Raw genomic sequence first — 16,326 nt, forward strand, 5'->3', positions numbered from 1 at the left:
AAGCAGCTTCAGGTTCAAACGATTATGGATTCCGCACTGCACGTTCAGGTCGACGGAGATCATGAGCATCCCCCAATCAGTCCCCTCTCCCTCCGGGAGAGGGTTAGGGTGAGGGGCTTTTTAATCCTCAGAACGCTACCGATGTCTGCACATAAACCGTGCGCGGTTCACCGACATACTTGCCTTTGTTGTTGTCATCAAACGAGCGTGTGAAGTACTGCGTGTTGAAGATGTTTTTCACCCCGACCGCGACGTTGAGATCCGACAATTGCGGGCCGAAGTCATAACCGGCGCGGCTGCTGAACAGCATGTAACCGGGGATCTTTCCGGTGCTGCCGTCGGCGCTTTCTTTCGCGGTGTTGGCGTTGTCGGCGAACTGGTCGCTCTGGAAACTGCTGTCCAGATTGAGTTTCCATGGCCCTTCGGTGTAACCCACGCCAACCGTGCCTTTGTGCTTCGACGAGAACGGTACGCGGTTGCCTTTGTTCGGGCCGTCTTCGCGAATGCTCGCATCGACGTACGCGTAGGTGGCGTAGACATCAAAACCGGCCAGCGCCGGGCTCAAGTCATCCAGCGCATAGTTGACGCTGGTCTCGATGCCCTGATGGCGGGTTTCGCCACGGGCGATCACCGAATCGTTGGTCTGATTGCTTTCGTACTGGTTGTCGAAGTTGATCAGGAACGCGCCGATCTCCGCGCGCAACGCGCCGTTGTCATAGCGCGTGCCGAGTTCCCAGGTGCGCGCCTTCTCCGGCTTCACTTCGCCGCTGCTCACACGGTTGGGCATCTGGCTGTACTGCACGCTGCCGAACGAGCCTTCGGTGTTGGCGTACAAATTCCAGCTGTCAGTCAGGTGATAGAGCACGTTCAACGCCGGCAGCGCGGTGTTGTAGTCACCTTTGTATTTGACGTCGGTGAGGTTGTTGGTCTGCTGCGAGTCGATCATCTCGTAGCGCACGCCCGGGGTGATTGTCCATTTGCCGATGTCGATGCGGTCGTCGACGAAGAACGCATTGGCCTCGGTGCCGCCACGGGTGTCGCGGTCGTTGCGGCTGTTGGTGGTCGGGTATTCGTTACTGCTGATCGGCGTGCGATAACGCAGTTCGTGGCCGGCCTCGTTGATGTAGCGGTAGCCGACGCCGACTTCATGGCTGGTCGGGCCGAGGTCGAAGCCTTGGGCGAAACGGGTTTCCAGACCGCGCACCCAATACTCACGCGGCGACAGCGAAAGGAAGGTGCCCTGATCGAGATATCCGCTGCGCAGGGTCTTGGTGAAAAAGGTGTTGGCGGTGAATTCGCGGCGATCTTCCTGATAGCGATAGCCGAAGTTGAACATCGTCCGGCGGCCCCAGAACTGATCTTTCGGGCGCGTTGACTGATACGGATCGGCATCGTAATCGGCGACGTTGAGGCCACCGGGCATGTCGGCCTTGCCCTCGTAATACTGGGCCATGGCGTTGAAGCTGTTGGCTTCGTCGAGCTGATATTTGCCCTTGAGGATCAGGTCGTCGATCTCGGTGTCGCTGTGTTCACGCCAGTCACCGCCACGCGTGCCGGAGTAAAGCAGGGCGCCGCCGAGACCGTTGGCATTGGTGCCGCCGGCCAACAGGTTGGCGCTGGTCTTGAAGCCGTCATGGCTCGACGATGGGCTGGTTTCGGTCTGGAAGCCGCCCTTGACCGTTGGTTCGTCAGGAATCGCCCGAGTCACGAAGTTGACCACGCCGCCGACGTTCTGCGGGCCGTAGCGCACCGCGCCGCCACCGCGTACGACGTCGACGGCGTCCATGTTGCCCATGCTGATCGGCGCGAATGACAACTGCGGCTGACCATACGGTGCGAACGGCACCGGGATGCCATCCATCAACACCGTCGAGCGTGCAGCCAGGCGTGGGTTCAAACCACGAATGCCGAAGTTCAGCGCCATGTCGTGGCTACCGGTGCCGTTGTTTTCCGGCGCGTTGACCCCGGGGATGCGGTTGAGCACATCGCGGGCCTGGGTCGCGCCCTGGCGTTCGAATTCTTCGCGGCGGATCACGTCACGGGCACCGGGATGTTCGAAGACATTGATCTGCGCCGCGTCGCCGAGCCAGTCACCGACGACTTTCGAGGTGTCCAGCTCCAGCGCGGCATCGCCCGCAGATTGCAGGCTGAAGGCGTTATTGCCCTCGGCGCGTGCTTGCAGGCCGGTGCCTTCGAGCAATGCATTCAAGCCCTGCTCGGGCGTGTAGCTGCCTTCCAGGCCACGGCTTTGCACACCGCTGGTGACTTGCGAGCCAAAAGAAATCAGCACGCCCGCTTCCCGGCCAAACTGGTTGAGGGCATTTTCCAGCGATGCTGGCGCGATGTGGTAAGCCTTGGCGTCGGCGGCCAGTGCGCTGAAGCTCAGGCTGGCGCCGAGGACAAGATTGCGCAGGCTGCGGGCCAGCGGCGTGAGGCGGGTGGGGTGCATGTCGGATGATCCTGAGAAGGTTGAATCAAGGGGGCTTTCCTTCTCTGTCACGCCAGATCTGAAAAACGGCTCATTTATTTTTCAAGGATCAAAAGATCGCAGCCTGCGGCAGCTCCTGCATTTGGAATGCATATCTCCTGTAGGAGCTGCCGAAGGCTGCGATCCTTTGATCTTGCTCCTTAAACTCGCGCCTCAACGGTCACCCAATAACGGGTAAGCCGCTTCACCTTGACCGGCAAACTGATTTCCAGCAGATCGAGAATCCGCTCGCTGTCGTCCAGCGGATACGTTCCGGAGATCAACAGGTCGGCAACTTTGCTGTCGCACTTGAGCTGCCCGCGACGATAGCGGCCAAGCTCATCAAGGAAATCGCCCAGACGCATATGCGCCGCCACCAGCATGCCGTCGGCCCAGGCGCCGCTGTTGGCGTCCAGAGGACTGGCTGCGCTGACCGAGGTGGTGCGGAAGCTCAATTGACGAGCGACCGGCAGCAGCATCGGCGTGCGACCGGCAATGCTCAGTTCGACCCGGCCTTCAAACAGCGCAACCTGCGTGCGATCAGCAAACTGACGCACATTGAGACGGGCGCCTTGGGTTTTCAGCAGGCCTTGTGCGGTACGTACTTCGAATGCTTGCGAGGCAGTCAGAAGAATTTCGCCTTCGAGCAAACGGATCAAACCCTGATCGACACGTACATCCGCCGCACTGGCGGTGTTCAGTTGCAACTGATTGCCCGCGCCCAAAGCCACTCTGCGCCGCTGACCGATCGGGCTGCGGTAATCGGCGAGCAACGATGGCAGTGGATTGTGCTCGCGCATGCCCCAGGTCGCCGCGCTGCCGGCCCCGAGAATCAGCAGCAGCTTGAGTGCCTGGCGGCGGCTGGCGGACTTCGGCCCATTCAGCGCCGCATGCGCCAGCGGCGAAGACACACCGCGCAAACGCTGGTTGACCCGCTGAATATGCTCCCACGCCCGACGATGTTCGCTGTGCGCATCCAGCCATTGTTGCCAGGCATGTTGCTGACGTGGGTTGAGCGCGCCTTGCTGCATTTCCATCAGCCAGTGCACCGCCTGCTCGGCGACTTGTGCGGAGAAATCCGGCGCGCGGTTCATAGCGCGAAATAGCAGCGCATTGCCGCTTTATTCAGGTGACGTTTGACCGTGGCCACGGAGATGCCGAGTTCGGCGGCGATCTGGGGATACGTCAGGCCATCGACCTGTGCCAGCAGAAACGCGCGTTTGACCTGACGCGGCAAGCCGTCGAGCAATTGATCCAGCTCCATCAGGGTTTGCAGGATGATCGCTTTGTCTTCTTCGGACGGCGCGACCATTTCCGGCATCTGCGCCAGGGTATCGAGGTAAGCGCGTTCGAGGTCCTGGCGGCGGTAATGGTTGAACAGCACGCGCTTGGCCAACGTCGTGAGGAACGCCCGCGGCTCGATGATCAACGGCGCTTCGCGGGCCGTCAGCACGTTGATGAAGGTGTCCTGCGCCAGATCCGCCGCGCTGTGCGGGCAGCCGAGTTTGCGCCGCAGCCAGCCGGTGAGCCAGCTGTGGTGGGCTTGATAAAGCGCTTCGACGGGATGGGCGGACGGCAACGGTATTACTCCGGGCGCTTTCTTTAGCGAGTAAAGAGCATGCGTTAGAGAACAAGAACTGTTCGCATTGTAGGCGGCGATGATCCTCGCCGGCAATCAGATGCTTTTGCGTATGAGAATATTTATCATTAATATTGCTGGTCTGTTGGTTCGGCCTGTCGGCCGGACGATTCCGTTTCAGGGTCGAAACATGAAAGGCAAACTCGCGACACTTCCCATGTCCTATCGTCTGGCCGTCACCTCGCGGGTGCTGGCGGCAGTGTTTGGCGGCTATCTGGTCGCGGCGCTGGCCAGCGTCACCCTGACGATGTGGCTGCCACTGAGCCGCGCCGAAGCCGTGGTGACCGGCATGACCATTTCCTTTCTGGTCTATCTGGTGGCGGTGCTGTGGTGCTTCGCCTGCCGCACGGCGTGGTCGGCGTGGGTCGGCTTGCTGGTGCCGAGCGTGATTCTGGCGACCGTTTCCGGCGCTGCACGCGGGTTGGGTTTTGCATGAAAGAGGGTTTTCGCCAGGCGATGGCCTGGCTGCACACCTGGACCGGCCTGGTCTTCGGCTGGCTGCTGTTCGCGATTTTCCTGACCGGGACGCTGGCGTATTTCAAAGATGAAACCAGCCACTGGATGCAGCCGGAGATCCCCGCGCGGCCAATCAATGCTGAGGCGAGCCTGACGCTGGCGCAGGATTATCTGCAACAACATGCGGCCGGCGCCTCGCGCTGGCTGATCGACTTGCCCGATGCCCGCGACCCTGCGCTGACGGTGCGCTGGCAGCAGGAACCGGGCAAACCCGGTGAGCGCGGGCGCTTCGAATCGACAACGCTCGACGCCCAAACCGGCGCCGAAGTGCAGGGCCGCGACACCATGGGCGGCGAGTTCTTCTATCGTTTCCACTTCCAGCTGCAAATGCCCTATCCGTGGGGGCGCTGGCTGGCGACCAGTGCGGCGATGCTGATGTTTGTCGCGCTGATCACCGGGATCATCACCCACAAGAAAATCTTCAAGGACTTCTTCACCTTCCGCCCGCGCAAAGGCCAGCGCTCGTGGCTCGACGGGCACAACGCCGTGGGGGTGCTGGTGTTGCCGTTTCACTTGATGATCACCTACAGCAGCCTGGTGATTTTCATGTCGATGGTCATGCCGGCGAGCATCGTGGCGTCGTACGGCAGCAACATCGATGCGTTTTACGATGAGGTTTTTCCAGAAACGGCAATTCCCGAACGCGCCGGACAAGCGCTGACATTACCCCCGCTGACAGCGTTTTTGACTCGGGCGAGCGAGCATTGGGCGGGCGGGCATATCAAACGCGTGACGGTGAACAATCCCGGCGACGCCAATGCCTCTGTGCAAATGTCGCGTGCCACTTCCGACAAGATTGCCTACGAATACGGCAGCGATGTGACCTTCAACGCCATCACCGGCGAGCAGCTCGGCGCGACCCCGGACAAACCCGTGCCGATGACCATTGCCGGTGGTTTTTACGGTTTGCACATTGGCCACTTCGCCGGTCCGGTTTTGCGCTGGCTGTATTTCATCTGCGGTCTGGCGGGTACGGCGATGATCGGCACCGGGCTGGTGATCTGGCTCGGCAAGCGTCAACTCAAACACGCCAAGAGCCGCGTGATGGCGTTCGAATTGCGCCTGGTCGAGGTGCTGAACATTGCCGGCATGGCCGGTCTGGTTTCGGCAGTGGCGGTGTTCTTCCTCGCCAATCGGCTGCTGCCATTGAGCCTGAGCGGGCGAGCGGATTGGGAAGTGAACGGGTTCTTTATCGCCTGGGGCTTGAGCGTGGTGCACGCCTCGTTGCGCAAGGGGCGCACGGCGTGGATCGAACAGCTTGCGCTGGGGGCGCTGTTGTTTAGCGCGGTGCCGTTGATCAATGCGCTGACAACGCCGTGGAACCTCGTAACAAGTCTGACGCAGGGTGACTGGGCCTTGGCCGGTTTCGACCTGACGTGTCTGGGCGCGGGCCTGTTCCTCGCCTGGGCTGCCTGGAAAATGCGTCGCGCCGCCAGCACCGTCGGCGCGCAAAAACCACGCCGTGAAGCGGCGCGGCCGATCACGCTTGAGCAAGGAAGCCACTGATGCTGCTGGCGCTGTTGCTGTGCTACGCCGGGTTTACCGCGCTGTGTCTGTCGATGCCGCGCCATCACGATGAAGTGCTCGGCAGCAAGCCCTCGGCGCGTCGCCGCCAAGGGCTGAAGCTGGGTGGATGGCTGTTGCTGGGCTTGTCGTTGTCGGCAGCGGTTACGGCGAACGGCTGGAGTTTCGGCCTGGTCGACTGGCTCGCGGTGCTGATGTTCAGTGCGCTGGCGCTGGTGTTGTTGCTGCCCTATCGGCCGCGTCTGGCGCTGGCGTTGGCCGGTGTCAGCCTGCTGGCTTGCCCGGTCGCCGCATGGGCGCAGTGCTGAGGTGCTGATCGGTCTGCCGCCGGAATCGCGCGACGACGAGCCGCGTGGCGCACGTGCGCATTTTCTGCAGGTGTTTCTGTCGCAGCGTTCGCAGATGGAAGCGCTGGTGAATCGGCGCGTGGGTTGCCGGGCGACTGCGGCGGATCTGGTGCAGGACCTGTTTCTGCGCTTCTGGCGACGGCCGCTGGTGCAGGTCGAAGAACTCAGCACCTACCTTTTGCGTTGCGCCGGCAACATCGCCATCGATCATTTGCGCAGCGAAGGCACGCGTGTGCGGGTCAACGAAGGTTGGCAGCCGGACGAGCCGGACAGCCACGGCAGTGAACCGCAAGCCGCGCTCGAAGCCGGCAATGATCTGCGCCATGTCGAAGCCGCGTTGCGTGCGTTGCCTGAGCGCACCCGGCAGATCTTTTTGCTCAATCGCATCCACGGCCGCAAGTACGCAGAAATCGCCAAAGCCATGGGCCTGTCCCAAAGCGCCGTGGAAAAACATATGATGCGCGCCCTCGAGGCCTGCAAGGCCAGCCTGCGCGACCCCGCGCCACGTCCGCCAGGGAAAGCTCCGTGAAGCACACCGATTGCATCCGTCCGACGCCTCTTCAGGAGCAGGCCGCATTGGCCTGGCTGAGCCTGTTGCACGATCGGCCGAGTGCTGGCGATCAGCTGACATTCAGCCAATGGCTGCGCGCGGATCCGGCGCATGCCGAGGCTTACGCGCAGGCCCAGGTGCTCTGGGAATTGAGCGAAGGCCCGGCGCGTACCCTGGCCGATGAAGAGGCTGTGGCGCTGCAGGGTTATCTCGATGCAATGGATCGCCCACGACGCCCGCAGGTTTTGCGCTGGTCAGGTGCGCTGGCGATGGCGGCGTGTCTGGTGCTGATGGTCAGCCTCGGTACGGGCTGGCAGCCACAGCGCTGGATCGACGATCTCGGCGCCGATTATGTTTCGGCGCCGGGCGAGATCCGCACGGTGACCCTCGCCGATCAATCGCAGGTAACCCTGGATGCCGACAGCGCGATTGCCGTGGACTTCAGCCATGGCGAGCGACATGTGCAGTTGCGCCGTGGCGCCGGTTTTTTCAGCGTTACGCACACCGGTGATCCGTTTGTGGTGGCGGCGGAACAAGGCGAGGCGCGAGTACTCGGCACCCAATTTGAAGTGCGTCTGCAGGCGCATGGTGCGCAGGTCACGGTGTTGTCCGGGCGCGTCGGCGTCACGGCGGATCGCCAAAGCGAACAGCAGATTCTCACGGCGGGGCAGCAAGTCGCCTACGGTCAGGGCGCAGCGCAAAAACTCCATGCCGTGGACAGCGAGGCGCAACTGGCCTGGCGGCAGGGCTGGCTGACTTACTACAAGTCGACGCTGGCCGAGGTGGTCGAAGATCTGCGGCGGTATTACCCGGGGCGGATCGTGCTGCTCAGCGATGAGCTGGCGGCGCGCAAGGTCAGTGGCAGTTTCCCGAGCAAGGATCCGCAGGCGGTGTTGAGTTCGCTGCAAGGGGTGTTGGGATTTGAGCAGCATCAGGTGTTGGGGCATCTGATTATTTTGCGCTGAGGCAAAGTCAAAAGATCGCAGCCTGCGGCCTACAGGGAACGCATACCCATGTAGGAGCTGCCGAAGGCTGTGATCTTTTGATCTCGAAAAAATATTTTCAAATAGTGATGAGGTAAACCCAGGCCCCATCCGTGTAGTGACTGAAACTGCGAGTCATTCGCATCCGTTGCGGTTCTACACAGGTCATTGAGCAATGAAGTCCAGGGCAAAATCGGGTTCGGTCAAACAGTGGTTGAGCGTATCGGCGTTGAGTTTTTCGGCATTGGCGTTGTTGCCGATGAGCGTCGCGCTCGCGACCGAAGCGGTCAGCAGCCCGGCGCAAAAACAGTTCAACTTCGCAATGGCGGCCAAACCACTGCCACAAGCCCTCAATGACTTCAGCCGCGTCACCGGGCAAAGCGTGGTCTACACAGATGAGGCGCCTTACGGCCTCACCGCTCCGGCAGTCAACGGTCAGATGAGCGCCGAACAAGCGCTGCAACGCTTGCTCAGCGGTTCGGGCCTGAGCTTGCGCCGCATCGACAGCCACACCTTGGCGCTGGAGCCGCAACCGACCGAAGGCGCGCTGAACCTCGGCGCCACCACCATCACCTCGACGCGCGACGAGTCGATGAGTTATCAGCCGCCGGAAACCAGCTCGGTGATGCGCTCCTCGGCCTCGTTGCAGGAAGTCCCGCAGACCGTCAACGTCATCCCGGCGCAAGTCATCCGCGATCAGGCGCCGCGTAATCTTGACGACGCGCTGGCCAATGTCAGCGGAATCACCCAGGGCAACACCTTGGGCAGTACCCAGGATTCGGTGATGACCCGCGGTTTCGGCGACAACCGTAACGGCTCGATCATGCGCGACGGCATGCCGATCGTGCAGGGCCGCGGCATGAACGCCACGGTGGATCGCGTCGAAGTGCTCAAAGGTCCGGCGTCGTTGCTGTACGGCATTCAGGATCCGGGCGGCGTGGTCAACATGGTCAGCAAGAAACCTGAGCTGGCGCAGTACAACGCGCTGACCTTGCGCGGCTCGACCTACGGCGACGGCAAGAATGGCAGCGGCGGCACCTTCGACAGCACCGGCGCACTGGGCGATTCCGGGCTGGCTTATCGCATGGTACTCGATCACGAAGATGAAGATTACTGGCGCAACTTTGGCTCCCATCGCGAAACCCTGATCGCGCCGTCGCTCGCATGGTACGGCGAAAGCACCAAGCTGCTGTTCGCCTACGAACACCGTGAATTTCTGACGCCGTTCGACCGTGGCACGCTGATCGATCCGCGCACCAACCATCCGCTGGACATCTCGCGCAACGAGCGTCTCGACGAGCCGTTCAACAACATGGAAGGGCGTTCCGATCTCTATCATTTCGAAGCCGATCATGAACTCAACGACGACTGGAAAGCCCGCTTCGGCTACAGCTGGAACCGCGAGACTTACGACGCCAGCCAGGTGCGCGTCACCGCCATCGACACCAAAAAGGGCACGCTGACTCGCAGCATGGACGGCACCCAAGGCGCGATCAGCACCGACCGTTTCACCACCGCCAGCCTTGAGGGCAAAGTCAACATACTGGGCATGCAACATGACTTGGTGTTCGGCGTCGACGACGAGTACCGCAAGATCTACCGCGCCGACCTGATCCGCCAGAAAAGCCTGAGCACCTTCAGCTACGTCAACCCGGTGTATGGCCGTGAAGTCGAAGGCACCACGGTCAGTGCCGCCGACAGCGCGCAAACCGATGAACTGCGCAGCGATTCGCTGTTCATGCAGGACTCGATTCACCTCACCGACCAGTGGATTCTAGTCGCCGGCGGACGCCTTCAGGAATACGACCAGTACGCCGGCAAAGGCGTGCCGTTCAAGGCCAACACCGACAGCAACGGCCAGAAGTGGGTGCCGCGCGCCGGTCTGGTGTATCGCTACACCGACGCTCTGTCGTTCTACGGCAGCTACACCGAATCGTTCAAACCCAACTCGACCATCGCGCCGTTGAGCGGCAGCAGCAGCGTGCTCGACGGCAGCATTGCGCCGGAAGAAGCCAAGTCATGGGAGCTGGGCGCGCGCCTCGATATGCCGGGGCAACTCACCGGTAACATCGCGCTGTTCGACATCAAGAAACGCAACGTGCTGGTGGCCAACGCTGAAGGCCCGACGACGATTTACAGTGCCGCCGGCGAAGTGCGTTCGCGCGGTCTGGAAATGGACCTGACCGGTCAACTGAGCGAGCACTGGAGCATGATCGGCAGCTACGCCTACACCGATGCCGAAGTCACCGAGGACCCGGACTACAAAGGCAAGCGTTTGCAGAACGTGGCGAAGAATTCCGGCTCATTGTCGGCGGTGTATGACTTCGGCAGCGTAATCGGTGGCGATCAGTTGCGTGTCGGCGCTGGCGCTCGTTACGTCGGCGAGCGCGCCGGTAACGCGGTGAATGATTTTGACTTGCCGAGCTACACCGTCGCCGATGCGTTTGCCACTTACGACACCAAAGTCGAAGGGCAGAAGGTCAAGTTCCAGCTCAACGTGAAGAACCTGTTTGATCGCACCTACTACACCTCGGCGGCGAGCCGGTTCTTTGTGTCGATGGGCGATTCGCGGCAGATCTCGCTGTCCAGCACCCTGGAATTCTGAGGCAACAGCAAAAGATCGCAGCCTGCGGCAGCTCCTACATTATTCCCGTGCAGGAGCTGCCGAAGGCTGCGATCTTTTGATCTTCTAACGCAAAAACGCCTGCCGATATTCGCCAGGAGTCCCGCCCAGCACCTGCTTGAACCGATTGGTAAAGTGGCTCGCACTGGCAAACCCGCAAGCCAAGGCAATCTCCCCCAACGGCAGCACCGTGCCCCGCAACAACTCACGCGCCCGATCCAAGCGTCGCGCCAGCACGTATTGATGCGGCGGCAAGCCAAAGCTCACACGAAACATCCGCGCAAAGTGGTATTCCGACAATGCACACAGACCAGCAAGCTGACCGAGGCTGATCGGTTCAGCCATCTGGCTGTCGATGAACTCCACCAGTTGCCTCCGCTGATGCGCGGCCAGTCCGCCCTTCAGGCGTAAACCCTGACGTGCACCGACCTGGCTGAGCAGGGTGTGGCTGATCAATTCATGGGCGAGGCTGCTGGTCAGCAAACGTTCGGCGGGCTCATCCCAGTTCAGCGTCAGCAGTTGACGAAAGCGCTGCGCCTGCTGCGGGTCTTCAAGAAAGGTCTGTTCACGCAGCTGCATTTCCCGTGGCTCGCGATCGAGCAGCGTGACGCAACCAAGGGCAAATTGTTCGGCGCTGAAATACAGGTGCGCGAGGCGAATATCGCCGTTGATCACCCAGCCGGACTGGTGATCGGCCGGCAGAATGCACAACTTGTCCGGCCCGCCCTTGTGCCCCGGTTGCCCACGGCGGAAGGTGCCAGTGCCACCGGCGATGTAGCAGGAGAGCGTGTGGTGGCTCGGCGCTTCGTACTCCTGAGCGTCGTGGTGATTGGTCCACAGGGCCGCAGACAAGCCGTCACCGAGCTCGGCGCTGTGCACAAGGCGTGCATTGGGCGAGCGGTTAAGCGCTTGAAAGACTTGCAGGGTATCGATGGCGGACATGATCGGCTCTCTCCAACGCCTTGCATCCTACTCCGTAGATTTCGCCCTGCCAGCCCACCGCCGGACAAAAGCGCAAGAATCTGCAAGCGCCCCGACGCCGGGTGTATCACGCTCAATCCCTATCCAGCGCAAACCTGTGGCGAGGGAGCTTGCTTGCGCTTGAGTGCGCAGCACTCACTAAACGGCGTGGCAGCCCGGCAAAAGTGGGCCGCTGCGCAACCCGGCGCGAGCAAGCTCGCTCGCCACAGCAAGTGCTCGGCATTATCTCCAGGAGTGGGCGTCATGAATCTTTCGTTGTATCTGCTGACCGTGCTGATCTGGGGCACCACCTGGATTGCCCTGAAATGGCAATTGGGCGTGGTGGCGATTCCGGTGTCGATCGTCTATCGCTTCGGCCTCGCTGCGCTGGTGCTGTTTGTGTTGCTGCTGCTCAGTCGGCGCCTGCAACCGATGAACCGGCGCGGTCATCTGATTTGCGTCGCGCAGGGGGTGTGCCTGTTCTGCGTGAATTTCATGTGCTTCCTGACGGCCAGTCAGTGGATTCCCAGTGGCCTGGTGGCGGTGGTGTTTTCTACCGCGACGCTGTGGAATGCGCTGAACGCGCGGGTGTTCTTCGGTCAACGTATTGCGCGCAATGTGCTGATGGGCGGCGCGCTTGGCCTGTTTGGCCTGGGCATGTTGTTCTGGCCAGAACTGGCCGGGCATCAGGCTACCCCGCAAACCTTGCTCGGCCTCGGTCTGGCGCTATGCGGCACGCTGTGTTTCTCGGCGGGCAACATGCTTTCGAGCTTGCAACAGAAGGCCGGCCTCAAGCCGCTGACCACCAATGCCTGGGGCATGGCTTACGGCGCGGCGATGTTGTCGGTGTGGTGCCTGGTCAAAGGTATTCCGTTCGACATGGACTGGTCACCGCGTTATGTCGGGGCGTTGTTGTATCTGGTGGTACCGGGTTCAGTCATCGGCTTCACCGCTTACCTGACGCTGGTCGGGCGCATGGGTCCGGAACGCGCGGCGTATTGCACGGTGTTGTTCCCGGTGGTGGCACTGAACGTTTCTGCGTTTGCCGAAGGTTATCAGTGGACAGCGCCGGCACTGGCCGGTCTGGTACTGGTGATGCTGGGTAACGTATTGGTCTTTCGCAAACCTCGGTCAGTGCAACTTTCAGGGCAGGGGAAGTTAGTCTGATCGCCGTGAAGATCGAGCGCTGATTTGTCACTGCTCGATCTTCAGAGCGATGTAAATCATCAGCGGGAAGATAAAGTCGACAATATGCCTTGCCCAGTCCTTGGCGTTCCATGCTTCCGAGTTGTCCATGTCGAACCATTCGACACCAATGACTTGCAGGCAAAAGTAGTAGATGAATATTGCGATCAGTAATCCGATAATTGCGTACTTCTTGGCTTCATGAAAGTCCGCTGCCGATTGTTTGATCTTTCGGTAAAGTTGATAAGTGCCCACCAGGCAGAAGCTGGTATAGAGCGCTTCCAGCGTGATGATCAGCCAGTAGATCCGGTGGTGCAGCATGGGCGAAGTGATTGCCCGATAGCGTATGTTGGGGTTTTTCAGGCTGGTGTCCATGCTCAGGACATGGCCGACATACTCATAATTTGAAGCGTAGTCGGTGAAGTTGCTGAACATTACCAGAATGCCAAATAAGCTGATGAACGCCATCAGGATGACTTTGCTATATCGTACTATTTCGTCGGTGCTAAGGTTGTTCAAGATTAATGCTCTCCATAACTTCATACCGTGAATTCGATAGGTCGGGAGAGTTTATAATGGTTATTTCCGGTTTTGGCTGGGGTTCAATTACAAGGTATGTGTAGCGTTATGTTTTTATAATGAAACGGGCAAGTACCCTGGAGTACTTGCCCGTATTGTTATCCGCGCCAGACTTGCGGATTGACCAGATCCTTCGGGCGTTCACCGAGCAGGGCGCTACGCAGATTGGCAAGGGCGCGATTGGCCATCGCTTCACGGGTTTCGTCAGTGGCCGAGCCGATGTGCGGCAGGGTCACGGCGTTTTTCAGCTGGAACAGCGGCGATTCGGCCAGCGGTTCCTTTTCGTAAACGTCCAGACCAGCGCCGCGAATGCGCTTGTTTTGCAGGGCTTCGATCAGTGCGGGTTCGTCGACAACCGGGCCACGGGAGATGTTGACGAGGATGGCGCTTGGTTTCATCAGGGCCAGTTCGCGGTGGCTGATCAGGTGGCGGGTCTTGTCGCTGAGTGGCACCACCAGGCAGACGAAGTCGGCTTCGGCCAGCAACTGGTCAAGGCTGCGAAATTGCGCGCCAAGTTGCTGTTCGAGTTCGCTTTTGCGGCTGTTGCCGCTGTAGAGGATCGGCATGTTGAAGCCGAGGTGGCCACGGCGGGCGATGGCGGCGCCGATGTTGCCCATGCCGACGATGCCGAGGGTTTTGCCGTGCACGTCACAGCCGAACAGCGGGGCGCCGACGCTGGCTTGCCATTGGCCGGCTTTGGTCCAGGCGTCGAGTTCGGCGACGCGGCGGGCGCTGCTCATGATCAGCGCGAAGGCGAGGTCGGCAGTGCTTTCGGTGAGAACGTCGGGGGTGTTGGTGAGCATGATCCCGCGTTGGTTGAAGTAGTCGAGGTCGTAGTTGTCGTAGCCGACGGAGACGCTGGAGACTACTTCGAGTTTGGTCGCGGTTTCGAGTTGGGCCTGGCCGAGTTTTCGGCCGACGCCGATGAGGCCGTGGGCATGGGGCAGGGCTTCGTTGAATTGGGCGTTGATGTCGCCGGCTTTTGGGTTGGGGACGATGACGTCGAATTCTTGTTGCAGGCGTTCGATCATTGGGGGGGTGATGCGGCTGAAGGCCAGGACAGTTTTTTTCATTGGTTTTGGCTCTTGTTCGGCTTGATACCAAGCACGCTAACATTTCTGGCTTGGGGTTGTCTTGGCGGCTTGTACGCCGAACAGCCTCTCGGGCTTTTGGGCCAATCAACAGTTTTTCGGGGGGCGGCTCCGTGTTCATCCCGAGTCTCTCCTAGTGCTGCTGTTCTAAACGTGCGCTGAACTTTTGATGACTTCAGTTATAACAAAAAAGATCGTCGATAAAGGATTTTGTTGCGAATATGTTTCTAAGACTGTCAGTTCTGACAGGTGCGGGTAAATAATAATAATGGCAGTCTTTTGTTTCGCATTTTCCGCGACAATCAACTTTGATAAAAGGACTTCTCATGAAAAATGAATTTTTTCTGTCTTCAAAACAACAAAAAGATGTGAGCGGTACGGCCAATGTTCTCATTGATAGTCTTGCACCATTCAACGGCGTGGTTGAAACCTTCGTAACGAATGGTGAGGAAGTTTACGTTATTGCACATCAGAAATTTGATGCCACGCGATCAGGGTCTCTGATGTTCAGTTTTAAGACTGATATCACTAATGGTAAGCATGATTATGAGACTGGTTCAGGGCTGTCTATTTTTTATAATTTGATCGAAAAGACCGATGACTGGGAAAAACTCACGCCGTATCCGGCTGTTTATGGCAGTGGAACTGTAACTGTGAGTTTCGACTATGCTAAAGGTACATTGGCAGTTGAGTTTGATTTGGAAGTTCAAAATAATCCAACAGAGCCAAAGTTAAAAGCGATTGGTGCATTCAGAGATGTTTCAGGTCTTGAGCATGTTAAGAAATAACGCGGCTCTATTTTTATTCAATCAATTTTTTGAGTGATCGCCGTCCATCGGGACGTCCACGTTTATCGATAGATGTGGACGTCCCGCGCTGTGCTCAGGCTGCTCCTACGGATTAGCGATGCGTGGCGGGCAGTGTCACTTCCACAGAAAGTCCCTCGGTCACAGGCTGTGGCTGATCTGCGCGAATATAACGTTCTGTTTAAAGTCTGCCCCGATGGCCGCAGCCGAACTTACATCCTGCCCGCTGGATGGGAAGACACGCGCTCGGCTTTTGTTTCGCGGTGAATTTACCCCTCATCGGAACGCCGCCCGCCCAGCCCTCTCCCCTGGGAGAGGGAGCCGATTTACGGGCTTTTCAATATCGGAATTCGACCGGGTATTTCACGTCGGCGTGACTCTCCCAAACACCTCGATCAGTCCCCTTTCCCTTTGGGAGAGGGTTAGGGTGAGGGGCTTTTGGTTGTGTGGCGGGGACTGCGGGATTTCGTGGTTATCCAGCACTCGATTCACCGCCAGTTCAGCGAGCATGATGATCTGCTGGATCGCCAGAATCGTCCTCCGCTGCGGAAGGTCGATGTAGGTGGCGATGTCGCTGGTCATGAGGCTGGCTTGTGCCAGTGATTCGCAGGCGTGCACCAGCAGGCTTTCGTTGTCCTGATCCGGGGCGATCTGGAACATGGTGCTGGGTTTGTGGAAGCGCAGGGTGAGTGCGTTGGGTTTGAGGTAGTGGTCGAGGGCGCGTTCGGCGGCTTCGTGGAATTTCTTTGAACCGGGGAATTCGTAGGGGGTGGTGTCGTCGGTTTCGGGTGGGTTAGGCGTTGGTTTGAACATAGGAAACATACTCGTGGCAAGTTGAGTTGAAGCGGCCACTTTTCGTTTTCCAGGCGAAAGGGTGGCAGCTGCGCGCGGACTGGAAAAACCGGTCAACTCACCAAAACCGGCAGGCCCAAGGGCCTCCCGCGCACAGCCGCCATAACATTGCGAGCTAAAAAGCGCCGCAGTATGCCATGAGCTTTGGTAGTTGAAATCGGGTTTTCCAGACCCGGTCGCTGATTCGTCAGCGACACCCAAATC

General features: G+C 59.5%; 14 protein-coding genes and 1 pseudogene. 8 read left to right on the plus strand and 7 right to left on the minus strand.

What is annotated here, in order from left to right:
* Positions 1-127: 127 nt before the first annotated feature.
* The 3 genes from fecA to ACIPZE_RS15040 all read right to left on the minus strand — a co-directional run bounded on the left by fecA (position 128) and on the right by ACIPZE_RS15040 (position 4,046).
* The gene (fecA, locus tag ACIPZE_RS15030; protein ID WP_400773591.1) at positions 128-2,449 is read right to left on the minus strand and encodes a TonB-dependent Fe(3+) dicitrate receptor FecA; all 2,322 of its coding nucleotides are present in this window, start codon (positions 2,447-2,449) and stop codon (positions 128-130) included.
* 179 nt (positions 2,450-2,628) lie between these two features.
* Positions 2,629-3,561, minus strand: coding sequence for a DUF4880 domain-containing protein (locus ACIPZE_RS15035; RefSeq protein WP_400773593.1), 933 nt, complete (start codon positions 3,559-3,561; stop codon positions 2,629-2,631).
* Positions 3,558-4,046 carry a sigma-70 family RNA polymerase sigma factor gene (locus ACIPZE_RS15040; protein WP_283437631.1) on the minus strand — a complete coding sequence of 163 codons (489 nt, stop codon included), beginning with the start codon at positions 4,044-4,046 and terminating at the stop codon, positions 3,558-3,560. The genes ACIPZE_RS15035 and ACIPZE_RS15040 overlap by 4 nt, the downstream gene beginning before the upstream one ends.
* A gap of 190 nt (positions 4,047-4,236) precedes the next feature.
* Here ACIPZE_RS15040 and ACIPZE_RS15045 point away from each other — a divergent pair, with 190 nt between their 5' ends.
* From ACIPZE_RS15045 to ACIPZE_RS15070, 6 genes are all read left to right on the plus strand, one after another.
* Positions 4,237-4,542 (plus strand): DUF3649 domain-containing protein, encoded by a 306-nt coding sequence (locus tag ACIPZE_RS15045; protein ID WP_129389346.1) that lies wholly within the window; start codon positions 4,237-4,239, stop codon positions 4,540-4,542.
* Positions 4,539-6,128 carry a PepSY-associated TM helix domain-containing protein gene (locus ACIPZE_RS15050; protein ID WP_400773596.1) on the plus strand — a complete coding sequence of 530 codons (1,590 nt, stop codon included), beginning with the start codon at positions 4,539-4,541 and terminating at the stop codon, positions 6,126-6,128. The genes ACIPZE_RS15045 and ACIPZE_RS15050 overlap by 4 nt, the downstream gene beginning before the upstream one ends.
* Positions 6,128-6,454, plus strand: coding sequence for a DUF3325 domain-containing protein (locus ACIPZE_RS15055; RefSeq protein ID WP_400773598.1), 327 nt, complete (start codon positions 6,128-6,130; stop codon positions 6,452-6,454). The genes ACIPZE_RS15050 and ACIPZE_RS15055 overlap by 1 nt, the downstream gene beginning before the upstream one ends.
* Before the next feature lies 1 nt (position 6,455).
* Positions 6,456-7,022 (plus strand): RNA polymerase sigma factor, encoded by a 567-nt coding sequence (locus tag ACIPZE_RS15060; RefSeq protein ID WP_129389356.1) that lies wholly within the window; start codon positions 6,456-6,458, stop codon positions 7,020-7,022.
* Positions 7,019-8,008 carry a FecR family protein gene (locus ACIPZE_RS15065; protein ID WP_400773601.1) on the plus strand — a complete coding sequence of 330 codons (990 nt, stop codon included), beginning with the start codon at positions 7,019-7,021 and terminating at the stop codon, positions 8,006-8,008. Before ACIPZE_RS15060 ends, ACIPZE_RS15065 begins: the two co-directional genes overlap by 4 nt.
* A gap of 193 nt (positions 8,009-8,201) precedes the next feature.
* A complete protein-coding gene (locus ACIPZE_RS15070) occupies positions 8,202-10,631 on the plus strand; it encodes a TonB-dependent siderophore receptor (protein WP_400773603.1) in 2,430 nt (809 codons plus the stop codon).
* A gap of 84 nt (positions 10,632-10,715) precedes the next feature.
* Here ACIPZE_RS15070 and ACIPZE_RS15075 read toward each other — a convergent pair whose 3' ends face one another.
* A complete protein-coding gene (locus tag ACIPZE_RS15075) occupies positions 10,716-11,591 on the minus strand; it encodes a helix-turn-helix domain-containing protein (RefSeq protein ID WP_400773605.1) in 876 nt (291 codons plus the stop codon).
* 282 nt (positions 11,592-11,873) lie between these two features.
* Here ACIPZE_RS15075 and ACIPZE_RS15080 point away from each other — a divergent pair, with 282 nt between their 5' ends.
* A complete protein-coding gene (locus ACIPZE_RS15080; protein WP_400773608.1) occupies positions 11,874-12,776 on the plus strand; it encodes a DMT family transporter in 903 nt (300 codons plus the stop codon).
* Between the two features lie 27 nt (positions 12,777-12,803).
* Here the strand turns inward: ACIPZE_RS15080 and ACIPZE_RS15085 are convergent, their stop codons facing one another.
* Positions 12,804-13,313 (minus strand): DUF2165 family protein, encoded by a 510-nt coding sequence (locus tag ACIPZE_RS15085; RefSeq protein ID WP_283437624.1) that lies wholly within the window; start codon positions 13,311-13,313, stop codon positions 12,804-12,806.
* Between the two features lie 158 nt (positions 13,314-13,471).
* A complete protein-coding gene (locus ACIPZE_RS15090) occupies positions 13,472-14,446 on the minus strand; it encodes a 2-hydroxyacid dehydrogenase (RefSeq protein ID WP_400773609.1) in 975 nt (324 codons plus the stop codon).
* Positions 14,447-14,790: 344 nt separating this feature from the next.
* On the opposite strand from ACIPZE_RS15090, the gene ACIPZE_RS15095 reads away from it, so the two are divergent.
* Entirely contained in the window at positions 14,791-15,252 is a 462-nt protein-coding gene (locus ACIPZE_RS15095) for a hypothetical protein (protein WP_283437622.1), read from the plus strand.
* A 459-nt stretch (positions 15,253-15,711) separates the two neighbouring features.
* On the opposite strand, the pseudogene ACIPZE_RS15100 reads toward ACIPZE_RS15095, so the two are convergent.
* Positions 15,712-16,083 (minus strand): annotated as a pseudogene (locus tag ACIPZE_RS15100) (DUF6124 family protein); the annotation flags it as partial.
* Positions 16,084-16,326 lie beyond the last annotated feature (243 nt).

It is taken from the genome of Pseudomonas sp. NPDC089741, assembly GCF_044748825.1.
In the GTDB taxonomy this organism is placed as follows: Bacteria; Pseudomonadota; Gammaproteobacteria; order Pseudomonadales; family Pseudomonadaceae; genus Aquipseudomonas; species Aquipseudomonas helmanticensis.

What these genes read in the sequence shown, in the direction of transcription:
- ACIPZE_RS15090 (WP_400773609.1), bottom strand. Translation starts at nt 14,446, where the DNA reads ATGAAAAAAACTGTCCTGGCCTTCAGCCGCATCACCCCCCCAATGATC.
- ACIPZE_RS15050 (WP_400773596.1), top strand. Translation starts at nt 4,539, where the DNA reads ATGAAAGAGGGTTTTCGCCAGGCGATGGCCTGGCTGCACACCTGGACC.
- fecA (WP_400773591.1), bottom strand. Translation starts at nt 2,449, where the DNA reads ATGCACCCCACCCGCCTCACGCCGCTGGCCCGCAGCCTGCGCAATCTT.
- ACIPZE_RS15045 (WP_129389346.1), top strand. Translation starts at nt 4,237, where the DNA reads ATGAAAGGCAAACTCGCGACACTTCCCATGTCCTATCGTCTGGCCGTC.
- ACIPZE_RS15075 (WP_400773605.1), bottom strand. Translation starts at nt 11,591, where the DNA reads ATGTCCGCCATCGATACCCTGCAAGTCTTTCAAGCGCTTAACCGCTCG.
- ACIPZE_RS15055 (WP_400773598.1), top strand. Translation starts at nt 6,128, where the DNA reads ATGCTGCTGGCGCTGTTGCTGTGCTACGCCGGGTTTACCGCGCTGTGT.
- ACIPZE_RS15095 (WP_283437622.1), top strand. Translation starts at nt 14,791, where the DNA reads ATGAAAAATGAATTTTTTCTGTCTTCAAAACAACAAAAAGATGTGAGC.
- ACIPZE_RS15035 (WP_400773593.1), bottom strand. Translation starts at nt 3,561, where the DNA reads ATGAACCGCGCGCCGGATTTCTCCGCACAAGTCGCCGAGCAGGCGGTG.
- ACIPZE_RS15080 (WP_400773608.1), top strand. Translation starts at nt 11,874, where the DNA reads ATGAATCTTTCGTTGTATCTGCTGACCGTGCTGATCTGGGGCACCACC.
- ACIPZE_RS15070 (WP_400773603.1), top strand. Translation starts at nt 8,202, where the DNA reads ATGAAGTCCAGGGCAAAATCGGGTTCGGTCAAACAGTGGTTGAGCGTA.